The sequence below is a fragment of the Novosphingobium sp. genome (genome assembly GCF_037133355.1).
Classification (GTDB): Bacteria; Pseudomonadota; Alphaproteobacteria; order Sphingomonadales; family Sphingomonadaceae; genus Novosphingobium.
This window is the reverse complement of sequence record NZ_JBAXOI010000024.1, coordinates 17,721-42,562: the sequence shown is the minus strand read 5'-3', so window position 1 is coordinate 42,562 and position 24,842 is coordinate 17,721. Positions and strand designations below refer to the sequence as shown.

Genomic DNA, 24,842 nt, shown 5'->3' with positions numbered 1-24,842 from the left:
GAGTGCCGGCCTGTCACGCCGGAGGTCGCGGGTTCGAGCCCCGTCACTCGCGCCACTCGCTTTGAGGACCTGAGGGGGCGGCGCTGCGGGCTTCCTCCCACCGGACAGTGTGCGGGTGTAGCTCAGTTGGTTAGAGTGCCGGCCTGTCACGCCGGAGGTCGCGGGTTCGAGCCCCGTCACTCGCGCCATTGTCCTTTGCGGGTCTTGGGTGTCAGCCCCAGCGGCCCGTTTCCATCCAGATCAGAAACCGGCGCAGCGGCAGCAGCCAGACGGTGCCGAGGATGATGTAGACCAAGGTCTGCACCAGCACCGGAAGCTTGCCGATCGGCCCCGATAGCCCGGCGACGATCAGCGCATAGCCGAACAAGCCAAGGACCAGCGCGAGGATGCCGAAAGGTTTGCGCCACGTCGGCTTGTAGGATTGAGGTTCGTCCATCGTGCGTCCGTTCAGAAGGGGCCGTATAGCCGCGTGGGCGTTACCACTGCGGCGAGCGGCCTGTCATGCGCCTCGGTGGGCAGGTTTTCGGCCAACTGGCTGTCCCAGGCCATGCCGATGGCAAGGACATGGTGACGATGCTCCAGCCAGCGGTCGTAATGGCCGCCGCCCTGGCCGAGGCGGCCGCCTGTTGCGGTGAAGCCCACCAGCGGGACGAAAAGCACATCCGGCACAAGGGGCGCCGCATCGGCGAGCGGCTGCGCGGCGCCGTAGGGGCCGGGGGCAAGGAGCTCATCAAGATGGGGCGAGGCCCAGCGGCGAAATTCCATCGGCGCGCCGCGCTGCGCGAACCACGGCATTGCGATGGGATGACCCGCTTCGTGGAAGAAGCGGGCATAGCCCGTGGTCGGCGCTTCATCGGCAATGGCAGCATAGAGGCCGATGACCACGCCCGGCGGCACGAGCGCGGCGAGCGGGACGGGCGGGCGCAGGAACATCAGTGCGCGCACCCGGGGATCTAGAGCGGCGACATGTTCGCGCCGGGCGGTGCGCAGCGCCTTGCGCAGGGCGGCCTTGGCGAGGCCCGCATCGACGGTATCCACGCTTTTGTCCTTTCGCGCCTGCTTTCAGAAGTGGTGGCTTCGTGCCGGGGGTGACGGGACCACCATGGGTCGTTTCCAGGAGAATCCTCTGACGCGTTCACGTCAGGTGGGGACCATATACCAGGGCCAGGGCCAGGGCAGGGACAGCCCCCAAGGATTTGCTTATAGCCTCAGGGATTTCATGTGGCACGTGCCGGGCAGTACCCGTCTCCCCTCATGTAGGGGAGGCAGCGCGCTTTCTCAAGTGGCGGGCTCTTCGAGCTGTGCGGCAAGCTTCTCCACCCGCGCGGCCAGCGTTTCGATCCGGGCAATGACTTCGGCGGCGGGCGGCTCTTCGCCCGGCGGGGGCATCTGGCGGTGCAGATCATGCAGTTCGTCTGCCAACGTGAGCGCGGCGAAGAGCAGCATGCGCGTTTCGCTGACGCCGGGGCCGCTGCCGCTTCCGGCGCGTTCGGCGACCATGCGGCCAAGCATCTCGATATGCGATTCCTCGCCATCGGGCGCGGAGACGGTGTAGGGGCGGCCGCCGATTGTCAGCGTCACATTGCTCATGGGCGAAGTCCTGGGCTCATGCGCGAAGTCCTGTGGCAGGCCGGAGCATCATTGTGGCAGGTTGGCTAGCAGGAGATCGAGCTGCTGGATTTCCTGCTTCACCTGCTCCTTGAGCTTGCGGTGACGGGTGCGCAGATCGGCAACTTCGGACACAGGTGGCACTGCGGCGACCGCAACTTCGAGCCGGGCCAAGGCCTGCTCGATCCGTTCGAGCGCTGCATAGAGCGTGGAATCCGGGGCCGCAGTGGTCATGGGGGCCTTCGCTAGCACAAATGCCTTGGCTCGCAAGCCGGGAAGCGGCCGCCTTTCCCCAACCTTGACGCTCCGGGGTGGGGCTCCCAAAGAGGGCGCGCTGCCGAATCGGGCGCGCGCGCGGCTTTTGCCGCCAGATCGAGGGCTTTGACTGACGATGGAACGGGATCGGGCCGTGCTGGCGCCCATGGCGAACGCAATTCGGGCCCTTGCCATGGATGCGGTCGAGGCCGCCAATTCCGGGCACCCCGGCATGCCGATGGGTATGGCCGACGTGGCGACCGTGCTGTTCAGCGAGTTTCTGAAGTTCGATCCCGCTGCGCCCAAGTGGGCTGACCGCGACCGTTTCGTGCTTTCGGCCGGGCATGGCTCGATGCTGATCTATGCGCTGCTGCACCTGACGGGCTATGCCGCGCCGACAATGGACGACATCCGCAATTTCCGGCAGATGGGCAGCCCTTGCGCCGGGCATCCCGAAAACGACATGCTGGAAGGCGTGGAATGCACCACCGGGCCTCTGGGGCAGGGCATTGCCATGGCAGTGGGCATGGCGATGGCCGAGCGGCACCTCAATGCCGCATTCGGCGATGAGCTGGTCGACCACAAGACCTGGGTGATTGCGGGCGACGGCTGCCTGATGGAAGGCGTGAACCACGAGGCGGTGGGCCTTGCGGGCACGCTGAAGCTGGGCCGGCTCAACGTGCTGTGGGACGACAACAAGATCACCATCGACGGCAACACCTCGCTTTCGACAAGCGAGGACATTCTCGCGCGCTATGACGCCAGCGGTTGGCACACGACCAGCTGCAACGGGCATGACTTTGCCGATATCGCGCGCGCACTCGCCGAAGCTGCCGCCGATCCTCGGCCCTCGCTTGTTTCCTGCCGTACCGTCATCGGCAAGGGCGCGCCTAACAAGCAGGGCGGGCACAATGTGCACGGCTCGCCGCTGGGCGGTGCCGAAGTTGCCGCCGCGCGCGAGTATCTGGGCTGGTCGAACGCGCCGTTCGAAGTTCCCGCCGATATTCTGGCGAATTGGCGTTCGACGGGTGAGACCGGCAAGGCTGCCCATTCGGCTTGGGCTGCGCGCCTTGCGGCATCGGCTTCGCGCTCCGAGTTCGAGAGCCGTTTGATGGGCATCGCTGACCTCGCGGCGCCCGCGCTTGAAGATTACATTGAAGGTCTCGTCGCTGCGCCGCAGAAGGTGGCGACCCGCAAGGCATCCGAAATGGCCTTGGGTCCGCTGACCGAGAAGATACCCCACCTCGTCGGCGGCAGTGCGGACCTGACAGGTTCGAACCTTACCAAGACCAAGTTCACCCCGCTGTTCAGCGCGGACAGCTATGACGGCCGCCATGTTGCCTATGGCATCCGCGAGTTTGGCATGGCGGCGGCGATGAACGGCATGGCGCTGCATGGCGGCGTCGTGCCTTATGGCGGCACGTTCCTGGTCTTCTCCGACTACTGCCGCAACGCGATCCGCATGTCGGCGCTGCAGCATGCCCAGGTCGTCTATGTCATGACCCATGACTCGATCGGCCTTGGCGAGGACGGGCCGACGCACCAGCCGGTCGAGCATGTCATGTCGCTGCGGTTGATCCCCAATCTCAACGTCTATCGCCCGGCCGACGTGATCGAGACTGCGGAATGCTGGGCGCTCGCGTTGGAAACGACTCATACGCCTTCGGTTCTTGCACTCTCGCGGCAGAACCTTCCGCAACTGCGCGGAGCGGGCGATGAGGGTTGGAGCCGTCTGACAAACCGCTCGGCCAAGGGCGCTTACCGCCTCGTGGCTGCCAGCGCCGAGCGCAAGGTCGTGCTTCTTGCAAGCGGTTCGGAAGTGGCGATTGCCGGCGATGTGGCCAAGGCGCTCGAAGCGCAGGGTATCGGCGCGGACGTGATTTCGGTGCCGTGCTGGGAACTGTTCGACGCGCAGGACGCTCAATACCGCGCGGACCTGCTGCCGGAAGGCGTGCTCAAAGTTTCGATCGAGGCGGGGGTGACGCTTGGCTGGCAGAAGTATGTCGGCGATGGGCTCGCCATCGGCATCGACAGCTTCGGGGCTTCGGCGCCGATCGACAAATTATACGACCACTTCGGCCTGACGGCTGAAAAGATCCTGCCGCGCGTTCTCGCGCGGCTTTCGTAAGCGATACCATTCAGGAGAACAGTATCATGGCGACCAAGGTTGCGATCAACGGGTTCGGGCGCATCGGGCGCAATGTGGCGCGGGCCATTCTGGAACGGCCGGACTGCGGGCTGGAGCTCGTCTCGATCAACGATCTGGCAAGCGCCAAGGCCAATGCTCTGCTGTTCAAGCGCGACAGCGTTCACGGCGCCTTTTCGGGGACTGTCGAAGTCGACGGCACCGATCTCGTGATCAATGGCAAGCGCATCCACGTGACGGCCGAGCGCGATCCCGCCAACCTGCCGCACGGCGCGCAGGGCGTTGACATCGTGCTCGAATGCACCGGCTTCTTCACCGACCGCGCCAGTTGCGAAAAGCACATCGCGGCGGGCGCCAAGAAGGTGCTCATCTCCGCCCCGGGCAAGAACGTGGACCTCACCGTCGTCTATGGCGTGAACCACGATAAGCTGACCGCCGAGCATACCATTGTCTCGAACGCTTCGTGCACCACCAACTGCCTCGCGCCGTTTGCCAAGGTGCTCAATGACAAGATCGGGATCGTGCGCGGTCTTATGACCACGGTGCATGCCTATACCAACGACCAGAAGATCCTTGACCAGATCCACGACGATCCGCGCCGTGCGCGCGCGGCTGCGATGAGCATGATCCCGACCACGACGGGTGCTGCTCGCGCGGTGGGCGAGGTTCTGCCCGAACTTAAGGGCAAGCTCGACGGTTCGGCGATCCGCGTGCCGACCCCCAACGTCTCGGTGGTGGACCTGACCTTCCAGCCCGCGCGCGACACGACCAAGGAAGAAGTCAACGCGCTGCTCAAGGCGGCGTCGGAAGGCGCGCTCAAGGGCGTGCTCGGCTTCAGCGACGAGCCGCTGGTCTCCATCGACTACAACCATGATGCGCACAGCTCGACCATCGACAGCCTCGAAACCGCGGTGATCGACGGCAAGCTGGTGCGCGTGCTTTCGTGGTACGACAACGAGTGGGGCTTCTCGAACCGCATGGTCGATACGGCCGGCGTGATGGGCGGACTGCTCTGAAACTTCGGTCCCGGGGGAAAGACCATGGGCGCGGGACGACTTGACGGGATTGCCCGGCACAAGGTGTCCCGCGGGCCTATGGAAACGCTGGACCGTGCCAGCGTAACCCCTGATCTGGGGCTTGAGGGCGATTGCCGGGGGCCGGTGCCGGAAGGCAAGAAGGGCAACCGGCAGATCACCGTGATCGAGGCCGAGAGCTGGGCTGCGGCGCTTAAGGACCTTGGCGGGGCGGACGGCCTCGTCTGGTCCGACCGGCGGGCCAATCTGCTCGTATCGGGCGTGCGCCTGCCGCGCGAGGCGGGCAAGGTGATCGCCATAGGCAACGGTTTGCGCATCGAGGTGCGCTGCGAGTGCGATCCCTGCAGCCGCATGGATGCCCTGCGCGAGGGGTTGCGCGCGGCGCTGACGCCCGATTGGCGTGGCGGGATTTGCGGGCGAGTGATCAGCGAGGGCGAAATTGCCTTGGGCGATGAAGTGAGGATCGAGGAATGAGCGCTTTTCGGACCCTGGACGATATAGGTGACGTGCGCGGCAAGGTCGTGCTGGTGCGCGTGGACCTCAACCTCCCGATGCAGGATGGCGCGGTGACCGACGATACCCGCGTGCAGGCCGCCAAGCCGACGATCCTCGAACTCGCCGACAAGGGCGCGAAGGTGCTGCTGCTCGCGCACTTCGGCCGGCCCAAGGGTGAGCGCGTCTCGACCCAGTCGCTAAGCATGGTGATCGGTGCGGTCGAGCGGGTGCTGGGCCGCGAAGTGATGTTCGTTTCCGAAATTGCCGGGCCGGTGGTTACGCAGGTGGTCGGTATCCTGCCCGAGGGCGGGATTGCGTGCCTTGAGAACACTCGGTTCTGGAAGGGCGAGGAAAAGAACGATCCCGAACTGGCCAAGGCGATTGCCGAGAACGCCGATATCTATGTGAACGACGCCTTTTCCGCCGCGCACCGCGCGCATGCGACGACCGAGGGGCTGGCGCATGTGCTGCCGGCCTATGCCGGGCGCTCGATGCAGGCCGAGCTTGAAGCGCTGGGCAAGGCGCTCGATCATCCCGAGCATCCGGTGGCGGCTGTGGTCGGCGGGGCCAAGGTTTCGTCCAAGCTCGATGTGCTGAAGCACCTGGTCGGCAAGGTCGATCATCTGATCATCGGCGGCGGCATGGCGAACACGTTTCTTGCCGCGCGCGGGGTCGATGTCGGCAAGTCGCTCTGCGAGCATGATCTGGCACCGACCGCTGAAGCGATTCTCGAGGCGGCAGACGCTGCGGGCTGCACGGTGCATCTGCCTTACGACGTGGTGGTGGCAAAGGAATTCGCGGCCAATCCGCCCTCTCTGCGCACTTGCAACGTGCATGAAGTGGCAGCCGACGAGATGATCCTCGACGTCGGCCCGGCGGCGACCGAAGCGCTTGCAGATGTGCTCAAGGTCTGCCGCACGCTGGTGTGGAACGGGCCGATGGGCGCGTTCGAAACCCCGCCCTTCGACACCGCGACCGTGGCGCTGGCGCGCACCGCAGCGGCGCTTACCCGCGAGGGTTCCTTGGTTTCGGTCGCGGGCGGCGGCGATACCGTCGCCGCGCTGAGCCACGCCGGCGCGGCAGCAGACTTCACGTATGTCTCGACTGCGGGCGGCGCCTTCCTGGAATGGATGGAGGGCCGCGTGCTGCCCGGCGTGGCGGCTCTCGAAGCGTAACCGGCACCAATAAATCGCGCGGGAGCGGCGCTGGTATATTGCAGTGCGGCAAGAGTCGCACTAAGGGCTCGCGCATACGAATGCACGCTATGAGGGACACGCCATGGACTACGCTTCGATGAAGGCGAAGATCGCTGCCGGACAGGGCTTTATCGCGGCGCTGGACCAGAGCGGCGGTTCCACTCCCAAGGCGCTGGCGGGCTACGGCATCGAGGAAGGCGCGTGGAGCATCGAGGCCGAGATGTTCGGCCTGATCCACGAAATGCGCGCGCGCATCATTCGCTCGGCCGCGTTCTCCGGCGAGAAGGTGATCGGCGCGATCCTGTTCGAGCGCACGATGGACGGCCATGTTGACGGGGTTCCGGTGCCCGAGGCGCTGATTGCCAAGAGCGTCGTCCCCTTCATCAAGATCGACAAGGGCCTCGAGGACGAAGCCAACGGCGTGCAGTTGATGAAGCCGATGCCGACGCTCGACGAGCTGTTGGTGCGCTCGAAGGCGCTGGGCGTGTTCGGAACCAAGGAACGCTCGGTGATCAACTCGGCGAACCGCGAAGGCATTGCTGCGGTGGTGGCACAGCAGTTCGAGATCGGCCGCCAGGTGCTTTCGCACGGCATGATGCCGATCATCGAGCCTGAAGTGAACATCAAGAGCGAGACGCGCGCCGAGTGTGATGCGATCCTCCTCGACGAACTGCTGAAGGCGCTGGACGGCCTTGCCGAGGGCGAGGAAGTGATGCTCAAGCTCTCGCTGCCGGTGGTGCCGGGCTTGTTCGACCCGCTGGTGGCGCATCCGCGTGTGCTGCGGGTTGTCGCGCTCTCGGGCGGGTTCAAGCGGCCCGAGGCTTGCGTCGAGCTCGCCAGGAACAACGGCATTATCGCAAGCTTCAGCCGCGCCCTGCTGGAAGACTTGCGCGCGCACATGAGCGAAGACGAGTTCGATGCCTCGCTCGGCGGTGCGATCGACGAGATCCATCGCGGCTCGACGGTGAAGATGGTCTGAGGCTGGCTCTTCAAGTCCCCTCCCAAAGAAATTTCGTCATTGCTAGCGCTGCGAAGCAATCCGGAGCGGCCCAGCACATTCGCTCTGGATTGCTTCGTCGCTTCGCTCCTCGCAAAGACGAGGAGGAGGGCGGTGTCGCGCAGGCCGTTGGATTGCAGCCCCATTTGCGCTCTCGGCCGCGTCTCGCTAAGGCCCCGGCATGTCTGACCCCGCTTGCCAGCTTTACCTGATCTCGCCGCTCGACGTGGGCGGCACATTTCCCGATCGCCTTGCACGCGCGCTTGATGCGGGGCCGGTCGCAGCGTTCCAGTTCCGCGTGAAGGACGTGCCCGAGCACGAGGCGGCGCGTCTGGCCGAGCCGCTTCAGCGCATCTGCGCGGATCGGGAGGTGGCATTCATCATCAACGATTCAGTCGGCCTGGCAAAGCGACTGGGGGCGGACGGGGTGCATCTGGGGCAGGACGACGGCACCGTCGCCGACGCACGGGCGCGGCTTGGCAAGGCGGCGCAGATCGGCGTGACCTGCCATGCTAGCCGGCACCTGGCCATGGAAGCCGGCGAGGCGGGCGCGGACTATGTCGCTTTCGGCGCCTTCTTCCCGAGTTCGACCAAGGACACCAAGCACGTTGCCGAGCCCGAATTGCTGCAGTGGTGGTCGATGCTGTTCGAACTGCCCTGTGTGGCGATCGGCGGCATCACGGCGGCGAACTGCGCGCCGCTTGTTGCGGCAGGCGCGGATTTTCTTGCTGTGAGCCACGCGGTGTGGGGCGGTGACGAAGCCGAAGGCGTGCGTGCTTTGATGGAGGCCATTGAGCAGGCGCTGGCGGAGCGCTGAACGCCTATTCGGCAGAAGCGGCGGTATCGGCGGTAAAATCGTCGCGCACGGCACCTGCGCGGACGCAGCGCAGCGGTTCGCGCCGGTCATCGGGGCCGAGCTTGATCAGCGAGAGGCCGACCTTGACGAAGCGGCGTCCGGCAAAGGGGCCCGAGGTCATCGTGAACTTGTTGCCCAGCAGCAGATAGGTGCCGCGCTGGCCCGATACGACGTAGCTTGAATCGGGGACAATGTTGAAATTCTCCGCCGGTTGCGGCGTGGGCGGGGTAGTGGCGTCGCCCGGCAATTCGCACATCCAGCGGCCTTGCAAAACCGTCCACATCGCGCCGCCGGGGGCTGCCATCGCCGGCGCGGCGGCGGCAAGGAAGAGAGCAAAGGCAGCGGCTCGGATCATGGCCGGTCGGTTAGCATGCCGCAGCGGCTTGAAGCAATCGCCGCATGGCGCTAAGGGCCGCGCTCTCGCACCTTGCCGGTGCTTTCCAACCCTTCCGTTCAATGGGGCTCTTTCCATCATGAAGATCAGCGGCGTGGACATCCGTCCGGGCAATATCCTGGAATACGAAAAGGGCATCTGGAAAGTTGCCAAGACGCAGCACACCCAGCCCGGCAAGGGCGGCGCGTTCATGCAGGTCGAGATGAAGAACCTGATCGACGGCCGCAAGACCAACGTGCGCTTCCGCAGCGCCGACACGGTCGAGCGCGTGCGCCTCGATACCAAGGACTTCCAGTTCCTGTACAAGGAAGGCGACGACCTGATCTTCATGGACGTGGAAAACTACGACCAGATCACCCTGCCGGCCGACCTTCTGGGTGAGGCAGTGGCGTTCCTGCAGGACGGCATGACCGTGCTGCTCGAAATGTGGGAAGAGCGTCCGATCTCGGTGCAGCTGCCCGAGCAGGTCGAGGCGACCATCGTTGAAGCCGACGCCGTGGTGAAGGGGCAGACGGCTTCCTCCAGCTTCAAGCCCGCGATTCTGGATAACGGCGTGCGCGTGATGGTGCCGCCGCATATCTCGAGCGGCACGCGGATCGTGGTTGACGTCTACGAGCGTACTTACGTCGGCAAGGTGGGCTGAAGCAGAATGTCAGCCATTTCAGGCCTGATGCGGGTGATGGAGAAAGCTGCCCGCAAGGCCGGCCAGCGGCTGCGCCGTGATTTCGGCGAAGTCGAGCATCTCCAGGTGAGCCGCAAGGGGCCGGCGGACTTCGTCTCAAAGGCCGACCAGGCCGCCGAGCGCACGCTGTGGGACGAACTGCGGGCGGCGCGGCCCGGTTGGGGCTTTGAGCTCGAGGAAGGCGGCACGATCGAAGGGGAGCCGGGCAAGCCGCGCTTCATCATCGATCCGCTCGATGGCACCAGCAACTTCCTCCACGGCATTCCGCATTTCGCGATCTCGATCGCGGTGCAGGAGCCGGCGCTCGACGGCAAGGGGCCGGATGGTTCGGGCTGGGGCGAAGTTACTGCGGGGATCGTCTACCAGCCGATCACTGACGAGAGCTTCTGGGCCGAAAAGAGCCGGGGTGCCTGGCTGCAGGACCGGCGCCTGCGTGTATCCGCCCGGCGCAACATGGACGAGGCGCTGATCGCGACCGGCATTCCCTTCGCAGGGCGCGGCGACATGGGCGAGTGGACGCGGATCTATCACGAACTGGGACCGCGCGTGGCGGGCATCCGGCGCCATGGCTCGGCAGCGCTCGATCTCGCGTGGGTCGCGGCGGGCCGGTTCGACGGGTTTTGGGAAAGTGCGTTGCAGCCTTGGGATACGGCGGCGGGTTGCCTCCTTGTGCGCGAGGCGGGCGGGTTCGTTTCAGACTACCGCGGGCGTTCGCAGCCGATTTGCTCCGATACGGTTCTGGCCGGTAACGATGCGCTGCATTCGAAACTGCATAAACTGGTTGTGACGGCGATCAAGACTTCGGCTTGAAGCCGTTGGCGGGGGCGGCTAAGTCCGCTCCCTGTGCCCCTGTGGTGGAATGGTAGACGCGACCGACTCAAAATCGGTTGTCGAGAGACGTGCCAGTTCGAGTCTGGCCAGGGGCACCATTTCTTTTGTTCTCCGAGCAATCGGCACCAAGTCCGCGCACCCTGATCTCGTCGAAGGGTGTTGGCGCGGGGGCCCGGTGTGATGTTTCGACGAGCTCAGCATGAGCGGGCTTGGAGGATGATGCCATTCTGGTGAGATCGCTTGGCACCTCTTGTGTTCCTGCTATGTTCGCATTAGGCCTTACCCATGGCCAAACCCAAACGCCGATATGTCTGCCAGGCCTGCGGCGGGGTTTCACCCCGCTGGCAGGGGCAATGCCCCGATTGCGGGGAATGGAGCACCTTGCAGGAGGATGCGCCGGAGACGGTGTTTTCCTCAAAGCACGACTTGTCGAGCGGCGGGCGCCCGGTGGCCTTTGTCGCGCTCGATCAGCCGGTAAAGCTGCCGCAGCGGCGCAAGACGGGGCTGGCGGAATTTGACCGCGCGCTGGGTGGGGGCTTGGTGCCCGGCTCGGCAATCCTGATGGGCGGCGATCCGGGGATCGGCAAATCGACGCTGCTGCTGCAGGCCGCCGCAAGGGTGGCCAATGCGGGCGGCGATGCGGTCTATATCAGCGGCGAAGAGGCGGCGGACCAGGTACGGCTGCGCGCAGACCGGCTCGGGCTGGGCGGCGCGCCGATCCGGCTCGCGGCGGCGACATCGGTGCGTGATATACTGACAACGCTGAATGCGATGGACACGCCGGCGCTGGTGGTGATCGATTCGATCCAGACGATGTATTCCGACCAGATCGAAGGCGCGCCCGGGACGGTGAGCCAGGTGCGCGGCTGCGCGTTTGAGCTGATCCGCTATGCCAAGGCGAGCGGGGCGGCGCTGGTGCTGGTGGGCCACGTCACCAAGGACGGCACGATCGCCGGGCCGCGCGTGCTGGAACACATGGTCGATGTGGTGATGAGCTTCGAGGGCGAGCGCAGCCACCAGTACCGCATCCTGCGCGCACTCAAGAACCGGTTCGGCGCGGTGGACGAGATCGGCGTGTTCGCGATGGCCGGGGCAGGGCTCGAGGAAGTGGCCAACCCTTCGCTGCTGTTCCTTTCGGGGCGCGAGAACCCGGTGCCGGGAAGCGCGGTGTTTCCGGCGCTGGAGGGCACCCGGCCGGTGCTGGTCGAGATCCAGGCGCTGACGGTGCGGCTCCAGAGCGGGGCGACACCGCGCCGCGCCGTGGTGGGCTGGGACAGCGGGCGGCTCGCCATGCTGCTGGCGGTGCTGGAGGCACGCTGCGGCCTCAACTTTTCATCGGCCGAAGTATACCTCAACGTGGCTGGAGGTTACCGGCTGACCGATCCGGCGGCGGACCTCGCGGTGGCGGCAGCGCTGGTTTCGGCGCTGTCGGATAGGCCGCTTTCGGGCGGTGCGGCGTGGTTCGGAGAGATTTCGCTCGCGGGAGAGGTGCGGCCGGTGGCGCATGCACCGATCAGGCTGCGCGAGGCGGCCAAGCTGGGCTTCGACAAGGCGCATGGGCCTTCGGGTGCGCATGAAAATGTGCCCGGAATCAGCTATGCACCCATCACCCTGCTGCCAAATCTCGTTGACCGGGTGATGGGCGGCTCGTAGTTTCCGATGCGATGACCGGCTTCGATTATGTTGTTTTCCTGATCGTTGCGGTCTGCGCGGTCGGCGGGTTCTTTCGCGGCTTTGTCGAGGAAGTGCTCTCGCTCGTCGCGTGGTGCGTGGGCATGTTTGCGCTGCGCTATGGCCATGAGCCGCTCACCCATGCCTTGACACCCAATCTCAAGAGCGAGACCGGCGCGGGGGTGCTTGCCTTTGCGCTGCTGATGATCGTTCCCTATTTCGGCACCAAGCTGCTGGCCTCCTCGCTCGGCAGCGCGAGCCGTGCGTCGGTGCTGGGCCCGATCGACCGCGTACTCGGGTTCGGCTTCGGTGCGATCAAGGGTTTCGTGATCATGGTGCTGGGCTTCTCGCTGCTGGTATTCGGCTACGACGTTGTCTGGGGGCCGGACGGTAGGCCGCAATGGATTTCGGCGGCGCGGACCTATCCCTTCCTCAATGCGGCGAGCGAGGAATTGATGACCATCATCGACGCTCGCCGCGACGATGCGGCCAAGGCGGCGGCAGACAACGCGGCGGCGACCGACACGGCGCTCAAGAACGCGGCGAAAAAGGCGGCCAAGCGCGAGATGGAGCGGCGGCTGCACAAGGCGGCGAACGGCGAATGACCGCGCCGGCGCGCACACTGTACACCCCTGAAATCCTCGGCGCGGCGACTATGCTGGCCGGGTTTGCCTGGGACGAGGCCTTGCCGCTTCGGGGGGATGCGCGCTCGCGGCGCTGCGGCAGCACGTTGGCGCTGGGGCTGGCGGTGGACGATGGGGGGCGGATCAGCGGGCTTGGCCTGCGGGCGCATGCCTGCGCGATCGGGCAGGCGGCGGCCTATGCCTTCGCCAGTGCGGCGAAAGGACGCAGCCGGGACGAGATAGCAGCGGCGCGCGCGGCGCTGGCAGACTGGCTGGCGGGTAACAGTGTCATGCCCGATTGGCCCGGGATTGCGCTGGTGGAACCGGCGCTGGGCTATCCGGCCCGGCATGACGCGATCATGCTGGCGTGGGATGCGGCGCTGGCGGCACTGGGGTGAGGTTTTGAAAGGCTTCGTGGCTTCGCTCCTCGCCGTGATGAGGATCTAGCGCGCGGGCGAGAGAAGCGACAGTTTGTTTCAGCGCACTTTCCCCTTGGCTCCGGCTTCGCTACAGCCCTCGGTTCATAAGGGAAGCGGGCAGCGTTGAAGCGGTCCGGAAGGGGTTGGGAACAGCGTGGGCATGGATGAGGCGAAGCACGGCATGACGGCAGCCGAACCGAGTGCGGCGGAAATCCGCCTCGTGGTGGCGGCCTCGTCGGTCGGCACGGTGTTCGAGTGGTACGACTTCTTCATCTACGGCACGCTCGGCGCGATCCTTTCGAAGGCGTTTTTCCCGACAGGCAACGCGACGCTCGAGATGCTGCTGTTCTGGCTGGTCTTTGCGGTCGGCTTTGGCTTCCGCCCGCTCGGTGCGGTGCTGTTCGGCTATCTGGGCGACCGGCTCGGGCGCAAGTATACCTTCCTTGTCACCGTGACATTGATGGGCATTGCGACCGCTGGTGTCGGCCTCATTCCGCCGGCCTCGGTGATCGGCTATGCCGCGCCCGCGCTCGTCATTTTCCTTCGCATTCTGCAGGGCCTGGCGCTGGGCGGCGAATATGGCGGCGCGGCGGTCTATGTGGCCGAGCACGCTTCTCCCGCACGCCGGGGCTTTTTCACCAGCTTCATCCAGTCGAGCGTGGTCGGCGGCTTTGTGCTCAGCCTTGTCGTCGTGCTGCTATGCAAGGGCCTGATGAGCGCCGAAACCTGGGCGACATGGGGCTGGCGCGTGCCGTTCCTGCTCAGCCTCCTGCTGCTCGCGGTATCGTTGTGGATGCGCCTGAAGCTGTCCGAAAGCCCTGTGTTCAAGGCGATGAAGGAAAGCGGCGAGATCGCGGGCAATCCCTTCATCGAGAGCCTTACCTATCCCGGCAACCTCAAGCGGCTGTTTGTGGCGCTGTTTGCGGTGGCGGCGGGGCTGACGGTGATTTTCTACACCGCCATGTTTACCGGTCTGTCGTTCCTCAAGGGCCCGATGCGGGTAGAGGACACGACGGCGGAGCTGATCGTGGGCCTTGCCTGCCTGATCGGCATGCCGTTCAGCGTCCTCTTTGGCCATATCTCGGACAAAGTGGGGCGCAAATTGCCGATCGTGCTGGGCTATCTCGCCATGCTGGTGCTGGTTTTCCCGACCTTCTGGATGATCGGCGCTGCGGCGAACCCTGGCCTTGCCGACATGGCGCGGCGCGAACCGGTCGCGGTGAGCGGGCCCGATTGCGGCTACAATCCGTTTGCGGCCGAGCAGGCGACGCCGTGCGGCAAGCTGCTGGCGGATCTTTCGGCTTCGGGTGTGCGCTATTCGCTTTCCCAAGGCCCCGCGTTGGTGATGACGATCGGATCACGCTCGGCTGATCTGGCGAGCTACCCCTGGGCGGAAAAGAGCGCGGCGCGCGGCAAGGTGCTGCAGGCCATGCTGGGAGAGGCAGGCTACGACTTTGCCAAGGTGAAGCCCGACATGGGCCGCAGCGCAGTGATCGTGCTCGGCCTTGTCGTGCTCATGGCGCTGACGGGGGCGACGTATGGCCCGGCGGCCTCGGTGCTCGCTGAAATGTTCCCCGCGCGGATCCGCTACAGCTCGATGTCGATTCCCTATCATATCGGCACGGGCTATCTCGGCGGGTTCCTGCCGCTGATTTCCTCGCTGATCGTGGCCAAGACCGGCGATCCCTATGCCGGACTGTGGTACACCTGGGTGGTGGTGCTGGTGGCGTTTCTGGTCGGGCTCTGGGGGCTGAAGAGCGGTCTTCCAAAGGACTTTGCCCACGATGATGCCTGAAGCGGTGCTGCCGCCGGCGGCGCTGCGGCTGCGGCTTGATCGCGCGGCGCTTGCTGCGAACTGGACAGCGCTGGATGGGCTTTCGGGTTCAGCGCGGGCCGGGGCGGCGATCAAGGCGGACTGCTACGGGCTGGGCGCCGCCGAAGCGGTGCCGGTGCTGGCCGGGGCCGGGTGCCGCGACTGGTTCGTGGCGCACTGGCAGGAAGCGGCCGAGGCGGTGCGGCTCGTGCCGGCGGCCCAGGTTTCGGTGCTGCATGGGCCGATTAACGAAGCCGAGGCGGCCTTTGCCCGCGCGCTGGGCGTGCGTCCGGTGCTCAATTCGCTCAGCCAGGTGCGGCGCTGGTTGGCAGCGGGTGGCGGTCTGTGTGACCTGATGGTCGACACCGGAATGGCCCGGCTTGGTCTGCCCTTGGCCGAGATCGGCGATCCGGCGGTTGCCGCGCTGCAGATCGATACCTGCCTCAGCCATCTGGCCAGTGCGGACGAGGACAGCGCGCAGAACGCGAAGCAACTGGCGTGGTTCCGCGAGGTGGCGAATGCCATCCCGGCGCGGCGTTATAGCTTGTGCAACAGCGCCGGGATTGCGCTGGGAGCGGACTATCATTTCGATCTGACGCGGCCTGGCCTTGCGCTCTATGGCGGGGTGCCGCGCGGCGAACTGGCAGGTGCGATCGGGCAAGTGGCCTATCCCGAGGCTGCTGTCATTCAGGTGCGGGAGCTCGTCGCGGGCGATAAGGTGGGGTACAACGCGACATTCACCGCTTCCGAAGCGATGCGTATCGGGGTGATCGCGGCGGGCTATGCCGACGGATACCTGCGGTGTTGGTCGGGTCTGGGCCATGTGCTGTGGAAAGGCGCGCGGCTGCCTGTACTCGGGCGGGTTTCGATGGACATGACGATCGTCGATCTGAGCATGGCGCTGGACTGCGGCGAGGGCGACTGGCTGGGCATCGATTATGCACTGCCGGGTGCGGCTGCGGCATCCGGGCTTTCACAATACGAGTTGCTGACCATGCTGGGCACCAGATTTGCCCGCAATTCGTGAATCTTGCGCTACTCGTTAACGTTTATTGCGCTGCACATACCGCATCTGCTAAGGCGAACCCATGATCCCAATGGGGCGCAAAAAAATGGCAAACGCAGCGAAGGACGGGGATACCGTCATAATCAAGAAGTACGCCAATCGGCGGCTGTATAATACGCGGACATCCAGCTACATCACGCTTGATCACCTCGCGCAGATGGTCAAGGAAAACATTGAATTCAAGGTCTTGGATGCCAAGACTGGTGCTGATCTCACGCATACGATCCTCACGCAGATCATCATGGAAGAAGAGGCTAGCGGCGAGCAGATGCTGCCGACGAGTTTCCTTCGGCAGTTGATCGCGATGTATGGCAATTCGATGCAGGCGCTGCTTCCCAGCTACCTAGAAGCCTCGATGGAGCATTTCCGCGAGAATCAGGTCAAGCTGCGCAAGGCGATCGAGGAAAGCATTGGCGCTAATCCTCTTGCTCAGATCGCTCAGCGCAACATGGAGCTGTTCAAGGCCGCGACCGCCGCATTCGTGCCCGGCGCGGTGCAGGCGGCCGAAGCGGAGAAGAACGGCGCCACGCATGCCGATGACGAACTGGCCGCACTGCGCCGGCAAATGGCCGACATGCAGCAGAAGCTGGACCAGCTCTCGCGCTGAAACGGAATGCAGGGGATCGGGCCAGGACTGCCAAGCAGGATTGCCCGAATCCCCTGAGCCGCCTAACCGGCGTGCATGACGCAGACTTCACCGATCAAGCACGCCCTGCCCGTCCTGCGGCAGGATGATTTCGCCCAGTGGTATCAGGCAGTGATCGCCGAAGCCGAGCTCGCCGAGGAATCGGGCGTGCGCGGCTGCATGGTGATCAAGCCGTGGGGCTATGGCATCTGGGAGCGCATCCAGAAGCTGATGGACGAGCGGATCAAGGAAGCGGGCGTCGAGAACTGCTATTTCCCGCTGTTCATCCCCCTGTCCTACTTCGCCCGCGAAGCTGAGCACGTCGAGGGCTTTGCCAAGGAAATGGCGGTTGTCACCCATCACCGGTTGATCGGGGATGGCAAGGGCGGTCTCGTGCCCGATCCCGAAGCGAAGCTCGAAGAGCCGCTGATTGTGCGGCCGACGTCGGAGACGGTGATTGGTGCGGCCATGGCGCGCTGGATCCAGTCGTGGCGCGATCTGCCGCTGCTGACGAACCAGTGGGCCAATGTGGTGCGCTGGGAAATGCGCACGCGCATGTTCCTGCGCACGAGCGAGTTCCTCTGGCAGGAAGGCCATACCGCCCACGCCGACGAGGCCGATGCAATGGCTGAAACGTTGCGTGCGCTCGAGATGTATCGCAGCTTTGCCGAAGACGTGCTGGCGATGCCGGTGGTCGCGGGCCCCAAGCCAGAGAACGAGCGCTTCCCCGGCGCGGTCGAGACTTTCTCGATCGAGGCGATGATGCAGGACGGCAAGGCGCTGCAGGCGGGCACCTCGCATTACCTTGGCACCACGTTCTCTGAGGCCGCAGGCATCCGCTATCAGGACAAGGAAGGCCAGCAGACGCTGTGCCACACGACCAGCTGGGGCGTGTCCACCCGCATGATCGGCGGCGTCATCATGACCCACGGCGACGATGACGGGCTGCGCACACCGCCCCGCATTGCGCCGCAGCAGATCGTGATCCTCCCGATGCTGCGTGACAACGACGGCGATGCCGCGCTGCTGGAATACTGCACGGCGCTGCGGGCAAAGCTCGCCGCGCTCTCGGTGTTTGACGAAAAGATGCGCGTGCTGCTCGACAAGCGGCCGGGCAAGGCCACGGCCAAGCGCTGGGGCTGGGTGAAGAAGGGTGTGCCGCTGATTCTCGAGATCGGCGGGCGTGATGCCGAAGGCGGGCAGGTTTCCGTGCTGCGCCGCGACCGGCTGTGGCGCGCGGACGGGAAGGCCAATTTCGTCGGCATGGCGCAGGACGAGTTCGTCGCGTCTGCGGCGAGCGAGCTGGAAGCGATCCAGACGGGGCTCCACGAGGAAGCCCGCGCGCGGCGCGATGCGCAGATCGAGCGTGGGATCGCCGATCTGGCGGGGCTTGCGGCGTACTTTTCCGAGGACAAGGACTTTCCGGGTTGGGTGGAGCTGTGCTGGTCGCGGCCGACCGGCGCGGCGCTCGACAAGGTTGTCGAGCACTTGAAAACACTCAAGCTGACAATCCGGAATACACCGATGGATGCGGCGCCGGCCGAAGGGCTGTGCCCGTTTACGGGAGAGCCGGCGGTCGAGCGCATTCTGGTGGCGCGGTCATATTGAGCCTGGCGGCACGGCAGCTCCGGTGCCACCGTGCCGCCCATGATCATTGGTCCTTGGCCATCTCCGCCTTGTAGGCGTCGATCTTGATCGGACGGCCAAGGAAGTCGGCGACCAGTTCTGCGGCAGGCTTTGATCCGCCGGGGCCAAGAACGAGCGTGCGATACCTTTGTGCCGTGGCTTTATCGCGCAGGCCGGTTTTGGCGAAGGCGGTAAACATGTCGTCGGCGATCACCTTCGACCACTGATAGGTGTAATAGATCGCGGAATAGTTGTTGAGGTGGTCGAAGCTGTCCTGGGGCTGGGCGAACTGCGGCAGGGGCACCGGGTTGTAGACTGCATCGAGTTCGCGCGTGCGCGCACCGAGGTCCGCCGGCGCGTCTCCCTGATGGAGCCGAAGCGAGATGTTCGAAAGAGCGAACTGGCGCATGTCGGTCATGCCGATGTTGAAGTACCGGGCTCTGTTCATCTTTTCCACAAGCGAGCGGGGAATCGCGGTGCCTTTTGCGTCAACCGCAAACCGGGCCAGAGTGTCGTAGTCGTATACCCACTCTTCCAGCATCTGTGAGGGTGCCTCGACGAAATCCCATTCGGTAGCAAAGCCGCTCAGGCCTGCCCAGGCCGGGGTCTGGCCGCCGAAGATGAAGTGCAGCATGTGCCCGAATTCGTGGAGGAACGTCTCGACATCGTCGTGCTCCATCAGCCCGGTGTCGTGACCGCCGGCAGGAAGATTCATGACTAGTGCGCCGACCGGCACGGTGCGGCCCGCAATCCCGCTGCGAAGAGGGATCATGTTGGCGTGGGCGTATTTGCCGTCGCGGGGGTGGCTGTCAAAAAAGAAGCGGCCGAGGAGCTTGCCGGCTTCCGGCCCGCTTGCCTCGCGGATCTCGTAGGTCTCGACTTTCGGATCCCACGTCTCGGTCTTCCATGGCGTGATCTTGACGCCGAACAGGTCCTCGGTCAGCCGCAGGATGCCGTCGCGCACGTTGTCGTAGGCGAAGTACTGGCGCGCCTCCTGGGTGTCATAGGCAAAGTCCCGCTTCTGCACGATGTTGGTCAGATAGGCGTTATCCCATGGCTGAAAAGCCGTCGCGCCGGGCCTTTCAGCCTGCAGCACCGCCAGCTTGCGCGCATAATCGCGCTGAGCGGCGGGCCGCGCCGCGCTGGAAAGCTCGCCGAGCAGGCCGACGACCTTGTCCGGGCTGTTGAGCATCTTGTCCTCGAGCACCAGCGTTGCATGGTCCTTGCGTCCGAGGAGGGTCGCAAGTTGCTGACGCAGGTCGATGAGGGTGCGCAGGTTGGCATCGTTGGCGGGAAAGCCGCGGGTCATGTAGGCTTCGTACAAGCGCCTGCGCAGCGCTTCGCTTTGCGCATAGGTCATCGCCGGAATAAAGTCCGGATAGTCGGTGCCGATCTCTACCTTGCCGTCTTTGCCGGGCTTGTGCGCGGCGATGTAGTCGGCGGGCAGGCCCTCCAGCTCAGCCGGATCGGCGCTTACGGTCTTGCGCGATGCCGCGATGGTCTGGTCGAACGCGGTTCCCGCTTGTGCGATCCGGTCTGCCAGGTCCTGCGCCTTGGCGCGCTGGTCCGGGGGAAGCGCGACACCGCTGCGCTCGAACGCACCGAGGGTGCGGGTCAGCAGCAGCCTTGTCGGCGCATCGGCGCTGGCTGGATTGATCGCCATGAGCCGGTCGTAGATCGGACGCGAGAGGTTGAGGCGCGTTGCTGCGCCGTATAGCTTCACCTCGCAGGCCGCAGCCGCATCGCGGCGCTGCGCATCAGCCATGACCTGGCGATAAAGCGTCATCTGGCTGAGCGTGTCGCCGATCACCTTGTTCAAGTCGTCAAAAGCCCGCAATGTCGTCTCGATGCTCGCAGGGCCGGTTTCGCCTTCGAGCGCGGCCTGACGCTTTGCCGCTTCGGCTATCGCCCGATCGCACCACCCGTTGATCGTCGCCGCATCGGAGGGATTGCCGCCGACTTCACCAACGAACGCGTCGGCAGCCGAGGGTTTGAGCGGTGCGGCGCAGGCGGCGGCGGAAAACATGCTGGTGGCAAGAAGCAGGGTGGTGATTGTCTGACGCATCGGATTTCCCAAGCTGTTGGAAACTTCGGCCGGGACGATAGGCATGCCCCAAGGTTCAAGCAATCGGACGATGAGGAGCGCGCAAGAAACCTTGCCCGCGGGGAAAGGCCGTTTAATGTGCAGAAATGCAACGCACGCTTGTCAGCCTCTCCGCCCTTTTTCTGGCGCTACCCGCCTGCGCCCAGCCTGCCTCCGAGCCCACTCAGGCGGTTTCGGAAGCGCGCCTCCGTTTGGATATCGACAAGCTTGTCGCCTTCGGCACACGGCACACGCTTTCTTCGCAGGATGATCCGAAGCGCGGGATCGGCGCGGCGCGGCGCTGGGCGGAAGCGGAATTTCGCAAGACCGGTGCGGAGTGCGGCGGGTGCCTTGAGATCGTGCTGCCCGAGACGGTGGTGCAGGGCAACCGTGTACCCACGCCGACGCGGCTTGTTGACGTGGTGGCGATCCAGCGCGGCGCGGAGCGGCCCAATGAGGTCGTGATTGTGCAGGGGCATATCGACAGCCGCAATTCCGAAGCGCTCGATGCCAAAGGCGATGCGCCGGGGGCGAACGATGACGGATCGGGCACCGCGCTGGTGCTTGAGGCTGCGCGGGTGCTTTCGAAGCAGAAGTTTGCGGGCACGATCGTCTATGCCGTGCTCTCGGGCGAGGAGCAGGGGCTGTATGGCGGCAAGCTGCTCGCGGACTATGCCCTGAAACAGGGCTGGACCGTGAAGGCGGTGCTCAACAATGATATCGTCGGCAATTCGCGTGGGTCTGACGGGCTGGTCGATGATGCCCACGTGCGCGTGTTCTCCGAAGGGCCGCGCGCGGATGCCAGTGAAGGCGCGCGCGATGCGCAGCGGGCGATTGGCGGCGAGAACGACAGCCCGTCGCGCAACCTTTCGCGCTGGATTGCGGGGCTGGGCGATGCGGGACTTGCGGTGCGGCAGGTCTGGCGCGCGGATCGCATGGGGCGCGGCGGGGATCATCTGCCCTTCCAGGAGGCTGGCTATCCGGCGGTGCGCTTTACCGTTGCGGTCGAAAACTATGAGCGCCAGCACCAGAACGTGCGCACTGAAGCCGGACGGCCGTTCGGCGATACGGTGGAGGCGATGGACTTTGCCTATCTAGCCAAGGTGACGCGCCTCAATGTGCGCGCGCTCGCTGCGCTGGCAGGGGCGCCCTTGCCGCCGACCGCCAAGGTGACCGCTGCGGTGCAGACCTTCACCGATGTCGACTGGGCGGCAGTGCCGGGGGCGGCGCGTTACAACGTGTGGCAGCGGCGCACCGATGCGCCGGGCTGGGAGCGCAAGGTTGCCGAGGGCGTGACCGGCACGCACTTGCGGCTTGAGGGTGTGCGCGGTGACGACTGGTTTTTCGGGGTAAGCGCAGTTGCGCCGGATGGGGCGGAAGGACCGGTGGCTTCGGCCGTGCCGGGCGGAGCGTTCGCGCCAGGGAGCGCGGGCAAGCCCTGAGGCGGTTCTTGCCATCGGCCCCGCCAGCGGCCACAGGTTCGGGATGGCAATTCGCAAGCAGACGCCCAATGGCCCCGACGGCCTTCCCACCCGCCAGCAGGTGCTCGATGTTATCGCGCAAAGCGAGGAACCGGCGGGCAAGAAGGAAATCGCCCGTGCCTTCGGGCTCAAGGGTACCGAGAAGATCGCACTGAAGGCGCTGCTCAAGGATATGGCCGAGGAAGGCCTGATCGATGGCAACCGCAGCGCGTTCCACCGCATGGGCGGCGTGCCCAAAGTGACCGTGCTGCGCGTTCTGGAGATCGAGGACGGGCAGCCTTTGGCGATCCCCGACAGCTGGCAGCCTGACGATGGCGCGCCGCCGCCGCGCGTGCGGATCGTGGAGCCGCGCGGCAAGGCGCGCAGCGCACACGGCGCGCTCAAGGTGGGCGACCGGGTGCTGGCGCGCACCGAGGAAGCGGGCCGGGGCCTTGTCGCCCATGTGATGAAGAAGCTGCCGACGCGAACCGAGCAAGTCTTGGGCGTGGTGGAGTTTGACGGAGCCGGTAAGCCGTGGCTTGCGCCTGTGGACAAGCGTGTGCGCAATGCTGTGCAAATCGCAGATCTGGGCGGTGCGGTGGCGGGTCAGCTCGTGTTGGGCGAGCCGGTCAGCAAGTCGCCCAGGGCCGGGCTGAAGGTGACCGAAGTGCTGGGTGATCCGCTGGCGCCGCGCGCGTTCAGCCTGATCGCGATCCACAAGCATGGGATACCGCTCGTGTTCCCGCAGGAAGCGCAGGACGAGGCGGCGGTGGCGGCAGCGATGGCGCTGTCGGAAGGCACGCGCGAGGACTTGCGCGCCCTGCCGATCGTGGCAATCGATCCGGTGGATGCACGCGATCACGACGATGCGATCTGGGCCGAGCCCGACGGCGAGGGCGGTTTCCGCGCCGTGGTCGCGATTGCCGATGTGAGCTTTTACGTGCGGCCGGGCGGCGCGGTCGACCGCGAGGCAAGGAAGCGCGGCAACTCGGTCTATTTCCCGGACCGCGTGGTTCCGATGCTGCCGCATGTCTTGAGCGCGGATGTCTGCTCGCTGAAAGTCGGCGCGGACCGGGCGGCGATGGCCTGCCACCTCACTATCGATGCCCAGGGCCGCGTTACGGGCTGGCGGTTTACGCGGGCGCTGGTGCGGATTGCCGAAGTGATTGCCTATGAAGAAGCGCAGCGGCGGATCGATGCGGGCGAGGCGGCCCCGCACTTGCAAAACCTCTGGGCGGCATGGCGCCTCCTTGAAAAGGCGCGGGATGCGCGAGATCCGCTGGCGCTGGAATTGCCCGAGCGGCGCGTGGTGCTGGATCAGGCGGGCAAGATCGCCGAAATCGCCATTCGCGAACGGCTCGATGCGCACCGCGTGGTCGAGGATTTCATGATCGCGGCCAACGTCGCAGCGGCCAAGGCGCTGGAGGCCAAAGTCGCACCGGTGGTCTACCGGATTCACGAGCCGCCAAGCCGAGAGAAGCTGGTGGCGCTGAAGGACTATCTCGCGACCTTCGGGCGCAAGCTGGCGATGGGGCAGGTGATCACGCCGGGTCTGTTCAACCGCATGCTGAAGGACGTAACCGACGAGGCCGAGAAGGCGCTCGTCATGGAAGCGGTGCTGCGCAGTCAGACCCAGGCCTACTACGGGCCGCGCAATGCCGGGCACTTTGGCCTCGCGCTCGGCAGCTACGCGCATTTCACATCGCCGATCCGGCGCTATTCGGACCTTCTGGTCCACCGCGCGCTGGTCGACAGCTGGCATCTTGAGCAGCCGCGCCCTGAAGCGCACGAGATTCCCGCGACATCGGGCCTGGCGGACCGGGACCGCGAGGATCTGGCGCGGATCAGTGAGGCGATCTCGATGGCCGAACGCCGCGCGATGGAAGCCGAGCGCGAGACAATCGACCGCTATGTCGCGGCCTGGCTTTCGGGTCGGGTTGGCGAAGTGTTCGACACGCGGATTACCGGCGTCCAGAAGTTCGGGCTATTCGCCACGATCATCGGGCTGGGCGGCGACGGGCTGGTGCCGGTTTCGACATTGGGAGCTGAGCGCTTTGGCCACGACGAGAAGCGCCAGGTGCTGGTCGGCGAGGAAACGGGCGAGACCTTTGCCATGGGGATGATCCTCAAGCTCAGGCTGGCCGAAGCCAATCCGCTGACCGGCGCGCTCAAGTTCGAACCCGTGGACTTGCCCGAGGGCGCAGGACGCATCGAACCGCGCGGGCAGCGGCCGCAGGATGGCGGGCCGCGCAAGGCAGGCGGATTCCTGCAGGGTCCGCGCGGGCGGCCGCGCAATATCCGGCATCAGGGGCGGCGGAAGTAGCCGCACATAAGCTCGTTCACCCTGAGCTTGTCGAACGGTGCCTGCGCGGCACTTGTGCCTGATGCTTCGACAAGCTCTGAATGAGCGGGGTTTGGTGTTTAGTGGTCGTTACATCGGAGGCGTTCAGCTGAACGAATCGATGCCGCTTTCGTCGATGCCGCCGGGGACAATCATCAGCACGCAGGGGAGCTGCCCGAGGTGCGAGGTGAAGTGGGTGACGAGAGGGCCGGGGTTGCCGTCGGCTGCGGCGCCCAGCACCAGTGCGGAGACTTCGGGGTGCGCGGCGAGATACTCTCGCACCACTTGCGGGCCGCTGCCGGTGCGCACCGCGACGGCGGGGGAAAGGCCGGATTCGCTGGCAAGGCTGCCGGCTGCGGAGCGGGCGAGGTCTTCGGCGCGTTCGCGGGCCTCTTCCTCGATGGTCGCCTGAATGCTGCCGAAGACGACGAATTCCTGCCGGGGGACAAGCGCGAGGATATGGACCGTCCCGCCGGTGCGCACCGCGCGGCGCGCGGCAAAGCGCAGGGCGCGGCACGATTCCTCGGTATCGTCCATGATGACGAGATAGACGCGCTGCACGGTCCGAGCGTCTGCGCTGGACATGCTTCCTGCCTCGCTTGCGGTGTTCATCCTGCCTGC

At 65.4% G+C, this 24,842-nt stretch carries 24 protein-coding genes and 2 tRNA genes; 19 read left to right on the top strand and 7 right to left on the bottom strand.

The window, feature by feature from the left end; translation table 11 throughout:
- Nucleotides 1-111 precede the first annotated feature (111 nt).
- Nucleotides 112-188 (top strand) — tRNA-Asp (locus WCL10_RS18470).
- A gap of 23 nt (nt 189-211) precedes the next feature.
- Here the strand turns inward: WCL10_RS18470 and WCL10_RS18465 are convergent.
- The 4 genes from WCL10_RS18465 to WCL10_RS18450 all read right to left on the bottom strand — a co-directional run bounded on the left by WCL10_RS18465 (nt 212) and on the right by WCL10_RS18450 (nt 1,842).
- A complete protein-coding gene (locus tag WCL10_RS18465; RefSeq protein WP_336897116.1) occupies nt 212-436 on the bottom strand; it encodes a DUF2842 domain-containing protein in 225 nt (74 codons plus the stop codon).
- 11 nt (nt 437-447) lie between these two features.
- Complete coding sequence (locus WCL10_RS18460; protein ID WP_336897115.1) at nt 448-1,038, bottom strand: 5-formyltetrahydrofolate cyclo-ligase; 591 nt, start codon at nt 1,036-1,038, stop codon at nt 448-450.
- Nucleotides 1,039-1,278: 240 nt separating this feature from the next.
- Nucleotides 1,279-1,590, bottom strand: coding sequence for a cell division protein ZapA (locus tag WCL10_RS18455; RefSeq protein ID WP_336897114.1), 312 nt, complete (start codon nt 1,588-1,590; stop codon nt 1,279-1,281).
- Between the two features lie 48 nt (nt 1,591-1,638).
- Nucleotides 1,639-1,842, bottom strand: coding sequence for a hypothetical protein (locus tag WCL10_RS18450; RefSeq protein ID WP_336897113.1), 204 nt, complete (start codon nt 1,840-1,842; stop codon nt 1,639-1,641).
- A gap of 157 nt (nt 1,843-1,999) precedes the next feature.
- Here WCL10_RS18450 and tkt point away from each other — a divergent pair, with 157 nt between their 5' ends.
- From tkt to thiE, 6 genes are all read left to right on the top strand, one after another.
- Nucleotides 2,000-3,991, top strand: a complete 1,992-nt coding sequence (gene tkt / locus WCL10_RS18445; RefSeq protein ID WP_336897112.1) for a transketolase — start codon at nt 2,000-2,002, stop codon at nt 3,989-3,991.
- Between the two features lie 26 nt (nt 3,992-4,017).
- Nucleotides 4,018-5,025 carry a type I glyceraldehyde-3-phosphate dehydrogenase gene (gene gap, locus WCL10_RS18440; protein WP_336897111.1) on the top strand — a complete coding sequence of 336 codons (1,008 nt, stop codon included), beginning with the start codon at nt 4,018-4,020 and terminating at the stop codon, nt 5,023-5,025.
- A 78-nt stretch (nt 5,026-5,103) separates the two neighbouring features.
- Entirely contained in the window at nt 5,104-5,517 is a 414-nt protein-coding gene (locus tag WCL10_RS18435) for an MOSC domain-containing protein (RefSeq protein WP_336897110.1), read from the top strand.
- Nucleotides 5,514-6,713, top strand: coding sequence for a phosphoglycerate kinase (locus WCL10_RS18430; RefSeq protein WP_336897109.1), 1,200 nt, complete (start codon nt 5,514-5,516; stop codon nt 6,711-6,713). The genes WCL10_RS18435 and WCL10_RS18430 overlap by 4 nt, the downstream gene beginning before the upstream one ends.
- A 103-nt stretch (nt 6,714-6,816) precedes the next feature.
- Nucleotides 6,817-7,713, top strand: coding sequence for a fructose bisphosphate aldolase (locus tag WCL10_RS18425; protein ID WP_336897108.1), 897 nt, complete (start codon nt 6,817-6,819; stop codon nt 7,711-7,713).
- Nucleotides 7,714-7,912: 199 nt separating this feature from the next.
- Nucleotides 7,913-8,548 carry a thiamine phosphate synthase gene (gene thiE / locus WCL10_RS18420; RefSeq protein ID WP_336897107.1) on the top strand — a complete coding sequence of 212 codons (636 nt, stop codon included), beginning with the start codon at nt 7,913-7,915 and terminating at the stop codon, nt 8,546-8,548.
- A 4-nt stretch (nt 8,549-8,552) separates the two neighbouring features.
- On the opposite strand, the gene WCL10_RS18415 is transcribed toward thiE, so the two are convergent.
- Entirely contained in the window at nt 8,553-8,942 is a 390-nt protein-coding gene (locus tag WCL10_RS18415; protein WP_336897106.1) for a hypothetical protein, read from the bottom strand.
- Between the two features lie 118 nt (nt 8,943-9,060).
- Between WCL10_RS18415 and efp the strand changes: the two genes are divergently transcribed.
- The 10 genes from efp to WCL10_RS18365 all read left to right on the top strand — a co-directional run bounded on the left by efp (nt 9,061) and on the right by WCL10_RS18365 (nt 18,319).
- Nucleotides 9,061-9,624, top strand: coding sequence for an elongation factor P (gene efp, locus WCL10_RS18410; RefSeq protein WP_336897105.1), 564 nt, complete (start codon nt 9,061-9,063; stop codon nt 9,622-9,624).
- A gap of 6 nt (nt 9,625-9,630) precedes the next feature.
- Nucleotides 9,631-10,473: an inositol monophosphatase family protein gene (locus tag WCL10_RS18405; RefSeq protein WP_336897104.1), complete on the top strand. Its 843-nt coding sequence runs from the start codon at nt 9,631-9,633 to the stop codon at nt 10,471-10,473.
- Nucleotides 10,474-10,508: 35 nt separating this feature from the next.
- Nucleotides 10,509-10,592: transfer RNA gene (locus WCL10_RS18400), tRNA-Leu, on the top strand.
- A 187-nt stretch (nt 10,593-10,779) separates the two neighbouring features.
- Nucleotides 10,780-12,147 carry a DNA repair protein RadA gene (gene radA / locus WCL10_RS18395; protein ID WP_336897103.1) on the top strand — a complete coding sequence of 456 codons (1,368 nt, stop codon included), beginning with the start codon at nt 10,780-10,782 and terminating at the stop codon, nt 12,145-12,147.
- An 11-nt stretch (nt 12,148-12,158) separates the two neighbouring features.
- Complete coding sequence (locus WCL10_RS18390) at nt 12,159-12,770, top strand: CvpA family protein (RefSeq protein WP_336897102.1); 612 nt, start codon at nt 12,159-12,161, stop codon at nt 12,768-12,770.
- Nucleotides 12,767-13,186, top strand: coding sequence for an iron-sulfur cluster assembly scaffold protein (locus tag WCL10_RS18385; RefSeq protein ID WP_336897101.1), 420 nt, complete (start codon nt 12,767-12,769; stop codon nt 13,184-13,186). The genes WCL10_RS18390 and WCL10_RS18385 overlap by 4 nt, the downstream gene beginning before the upstream one ends.
- 181 nt (nt 13,187-13,367) lie before the next feature.
- Nucleotides 13,368-15,002, top strand: coding sequence for an MFS transporter (locus WCL10_RS18380; protein ID WP_336897100.1), 1,635 nt, complete (start codon nt 13,368-13,370; stop codon nt 15,000-15,002).
- Nucleotides 14,992-16,047 carry an alanine racemase gene (locus WCL10_RS18375; protein WP_336897099.1) on the top strand — a complete coding sequence of 352 codons (1,056 nt, stop codon included), beginning with the start codon at nt 14,992-14,994 and terminating at the stop codon, nt 16,045-16,047. Before WCL10_RS18380 ends, WCL10_RS18375 begins: the two co-directional genes overlap by 11 nt.
- 85 nt (nt 16,048-16,132) lie before the next feature.
- The gene (gene phaR, locus WCL10_RS18370) at nt 16,133-16,693 is read left to right on the top strand and encodes a polyhydroxyalkanoate synthesis repressor PhaR (protein WP_336897117.1); all 561 of its coding nucleotides are present in this window, start codon (nt 16,133-16,135) and stop codon (nt 16,691-16,693) included.
- A gap of 75 nt (nt 16,694-16,768) precedes the next feature.
- The gene (locus WCL10_RS18365; protein WP_336897098.1) at nt 16,769-18,319 is read left to right on the top strand and encodes an aminoacyl--tRNA ligase-related protein; all 1,551 of its coding nucleotides are present in this window, start codon (nt 16,769-16,771) and stop codon (nt 18,317-18,319) included.
- Nucleotides 18,320-18,362: 43 nt separating this feature from the next.
- On the opposite strand, the gene WCL10_RS18360 is transcribed toward WCL10_RS18365, so the two are convergent.
- Nucleotides 18,363-20,447: a M3 family metallopeptidase gene (locus tag WCL10_RS18360; protein ID WP_336897097.1), complete on the bottom strand. Its 2,085-nt coding sequence runs from the start codon at nt 20,445-20,447 to the stop codon at nt 18,363-18,365.
- Between the two features lie 80 nt (nt 20,448-20,527).
- Here WCL10_RS18360 and WCL10_RS18355 point away from each other — a divergent pair, with 80 nt between their 5' ends.
- Nucleotides 20,528-21,862: a M20/M25/M40 family metallo-hydrolase gene (locus WCL10_RS18355; RefSeq protein ID WP_336897096.1), complete on the top strand. Its 1,335-nt coding sequence runs from the start codon at nt 20,528-20,530 to the stop codon at nt 21,860-21,862.
- Between the two features lie 43 nt (nt 21,863-21,905).
- On the top strand, nt 21,906-24,203 hold the full coding sequence (locus WCL10_RS18350) for a VacB/RNase II family 3'-5' exoribonuclease (RefSeq protein ID WP_336897095.1): 2,298 nt from the start codon (nt 21,906-21,908) through the stop codon (nt 24,201-24,203).
- 123 nt (nt 24,204-24,326) lie between these two features.
- Here the strand turns inward: WCL10_RS18350 and WCL10_RS18345 are convergent, their stop codons facing one another.
- Complete coding sequence (locus WCL10_RS18345) at nt 24,327-24,806, bottom strand: universal stress protein (RefSeq protein WP_336897094.1); 480 nt, start codon at nt 24,804-24,806, stop codon at nt 24,327-24,329.
- Between the last annotated feature and the right edge of the window lie 36 nt (nt 24,807-24,842).

Coding starts and splice junctions, on each gene's coding strand:
- WCL10_RS18465 (WP_336897116.1), bottom strand. CDS start 436: ATGGACGAACCTCAATCCTACAAGCCGACGTGGCGCAAACCTTTCGGC.
- WCL10_RS18455 (WP_336897114.1), bottom strand. CDS start 1,590: ATGAGCAATGTGACGCTGACAATCGGCGGCCGCCCCTACACCGTCTCC.
- WCL10_RS18450 (WP_336897113.1), bottom strand. CDS start 1,842: ATGACCACTGCGGCCCCGGATTCCACGCTCTATGCAGCGCTCGAACGG.
- tkt (WP_336897112.1), top strand. CDS start 2,000: ATGGAACGGGATCGGGCCGTGCTGGCGCCCATGGCGAACGCAATTCGG.
- gap (WP_336897111.1), top strand. CDS start 4,018: ATGGCGACCAAGGTTGCGATCAACGGGTTCGGGCGCATCGGGCGCAAT.
- WCL10_RS18435 (WP_336897110.1), top strand. CDS start 5,104: ATGGAAACGCTGGACCGTGCCAGCGTAACCCCTGATCTGGGGCTTGAG.
- WCL10_RS18430 (WP_336897109.1), top strand. CDS start 5,514: ATGAGCGCTTTTCGGACCCTGGACGATATAGGTGACGTGCGCGGCAAG.
- WCL10_RS18425 (WP_336897108.1), top strand. CDS start 6,817: ATGGACTACGCTTCGATGAAGGCGAAGATCGCTGCCGGACAGGGCTTT.
- thiE (WP_336897107.1), top strand. CDS start 7,913: ATGTCTGACCCCGCTTGCCAGCTTTACCTGATCTCGCCGCTCGACGTG.
- WCL10_RS18415 (WP_336897106.1), bottom strand. CDS start 8,942: ATGATCCGAGCCGCTGCCTTTGCTCTCTTCCTTGCCGCCGCCGCGCCG.
- efp (WP_336897105.1), top strand. CDS start 9,061: ATGAAGATCAGCGGCGTGGACATCCGTCCGGGCAATATCCTGGAATAC.
- WCL10_RS18405 (WP_336897104.1), top strand. CDS start 9,631: ATGTCAGCCATTTCAGGCCTGATGCGGGTGATGGAGAAAGCTGCCCGC.
- radA (WP_336897103.1), top strand. CDS start 10,780: ATGGCCAAACCCAAACGCCGATATGTCTGCCAGGCCTGCGGCGGGGTT.
- WCL10_RS18390 (WP_336897102.1), top strand. CDS start 12,159: ATGACCGGCTTCGATTATGTTGTTTTCCTGATCGTTGCGGTCTGCGCG.
- WCL10_RS18385 (WP_336897101.1), top strand. CDS start 12,767: ATGACCGCGCCGGCGCGCACACTGTACACCCCTGAAATCCTCGGCGCG.
- WCL10_RS18380 (WP_336897100.1), top strand. CDS start 13,368: ATGGATGAGGCGAAGCACGGCATGACGGCAGCCGAACCGAGTGCGGCG.
- WCL10_RS18375 (WP_336897099.1), top strand. CDS start 14,992: ATGATGCCTGAAGCGGTGCTGCCGCCGGCGGCGCTGCGGCTGCGGCTT.
- phaR (WP_336897117.1), top strand. CDS start 16,133: ATGGCAAACGCAGCGAAGGACGGGGATACCGTCATAATCAAGAAGTAC.
- WCL10_RS18365 (WP_336897098.1), top strand. CDS start 16,769: ATGACGCAGACTTCACCGATCAAGCACGCCCTGCCCGTCCTGCGGCAG.
- WCL10_RS18360 (WP_336897097.1), bottom strand. CDS start 20,447: ATGCCTATCGTCCCGGCCGAAGTTTCCAACAGCTTGGGAAATCCGATG.
- WCL10_RS18355 (WP_336897096.1), top strand. CDS start 20,528: ATGCAACGCACGCTTGTCAGCCTCTCCGCCCTTTTTCTGGCGCTACCC.
- WCL10_RS18350 (WP_336897095.1), top strand. CDS start 21,906: ATGGCAATTCGCAAGCAGACGCCCAATGGCCCCGACGGCCTTCCCACC.
- WCL10_RS18345 (WP_336897094.1), bottom strand. CDS start 24,806: ATGTCCAGCGCAGACGCTCGGACCGTGCAGCGCGTCTATCTCGTCATC.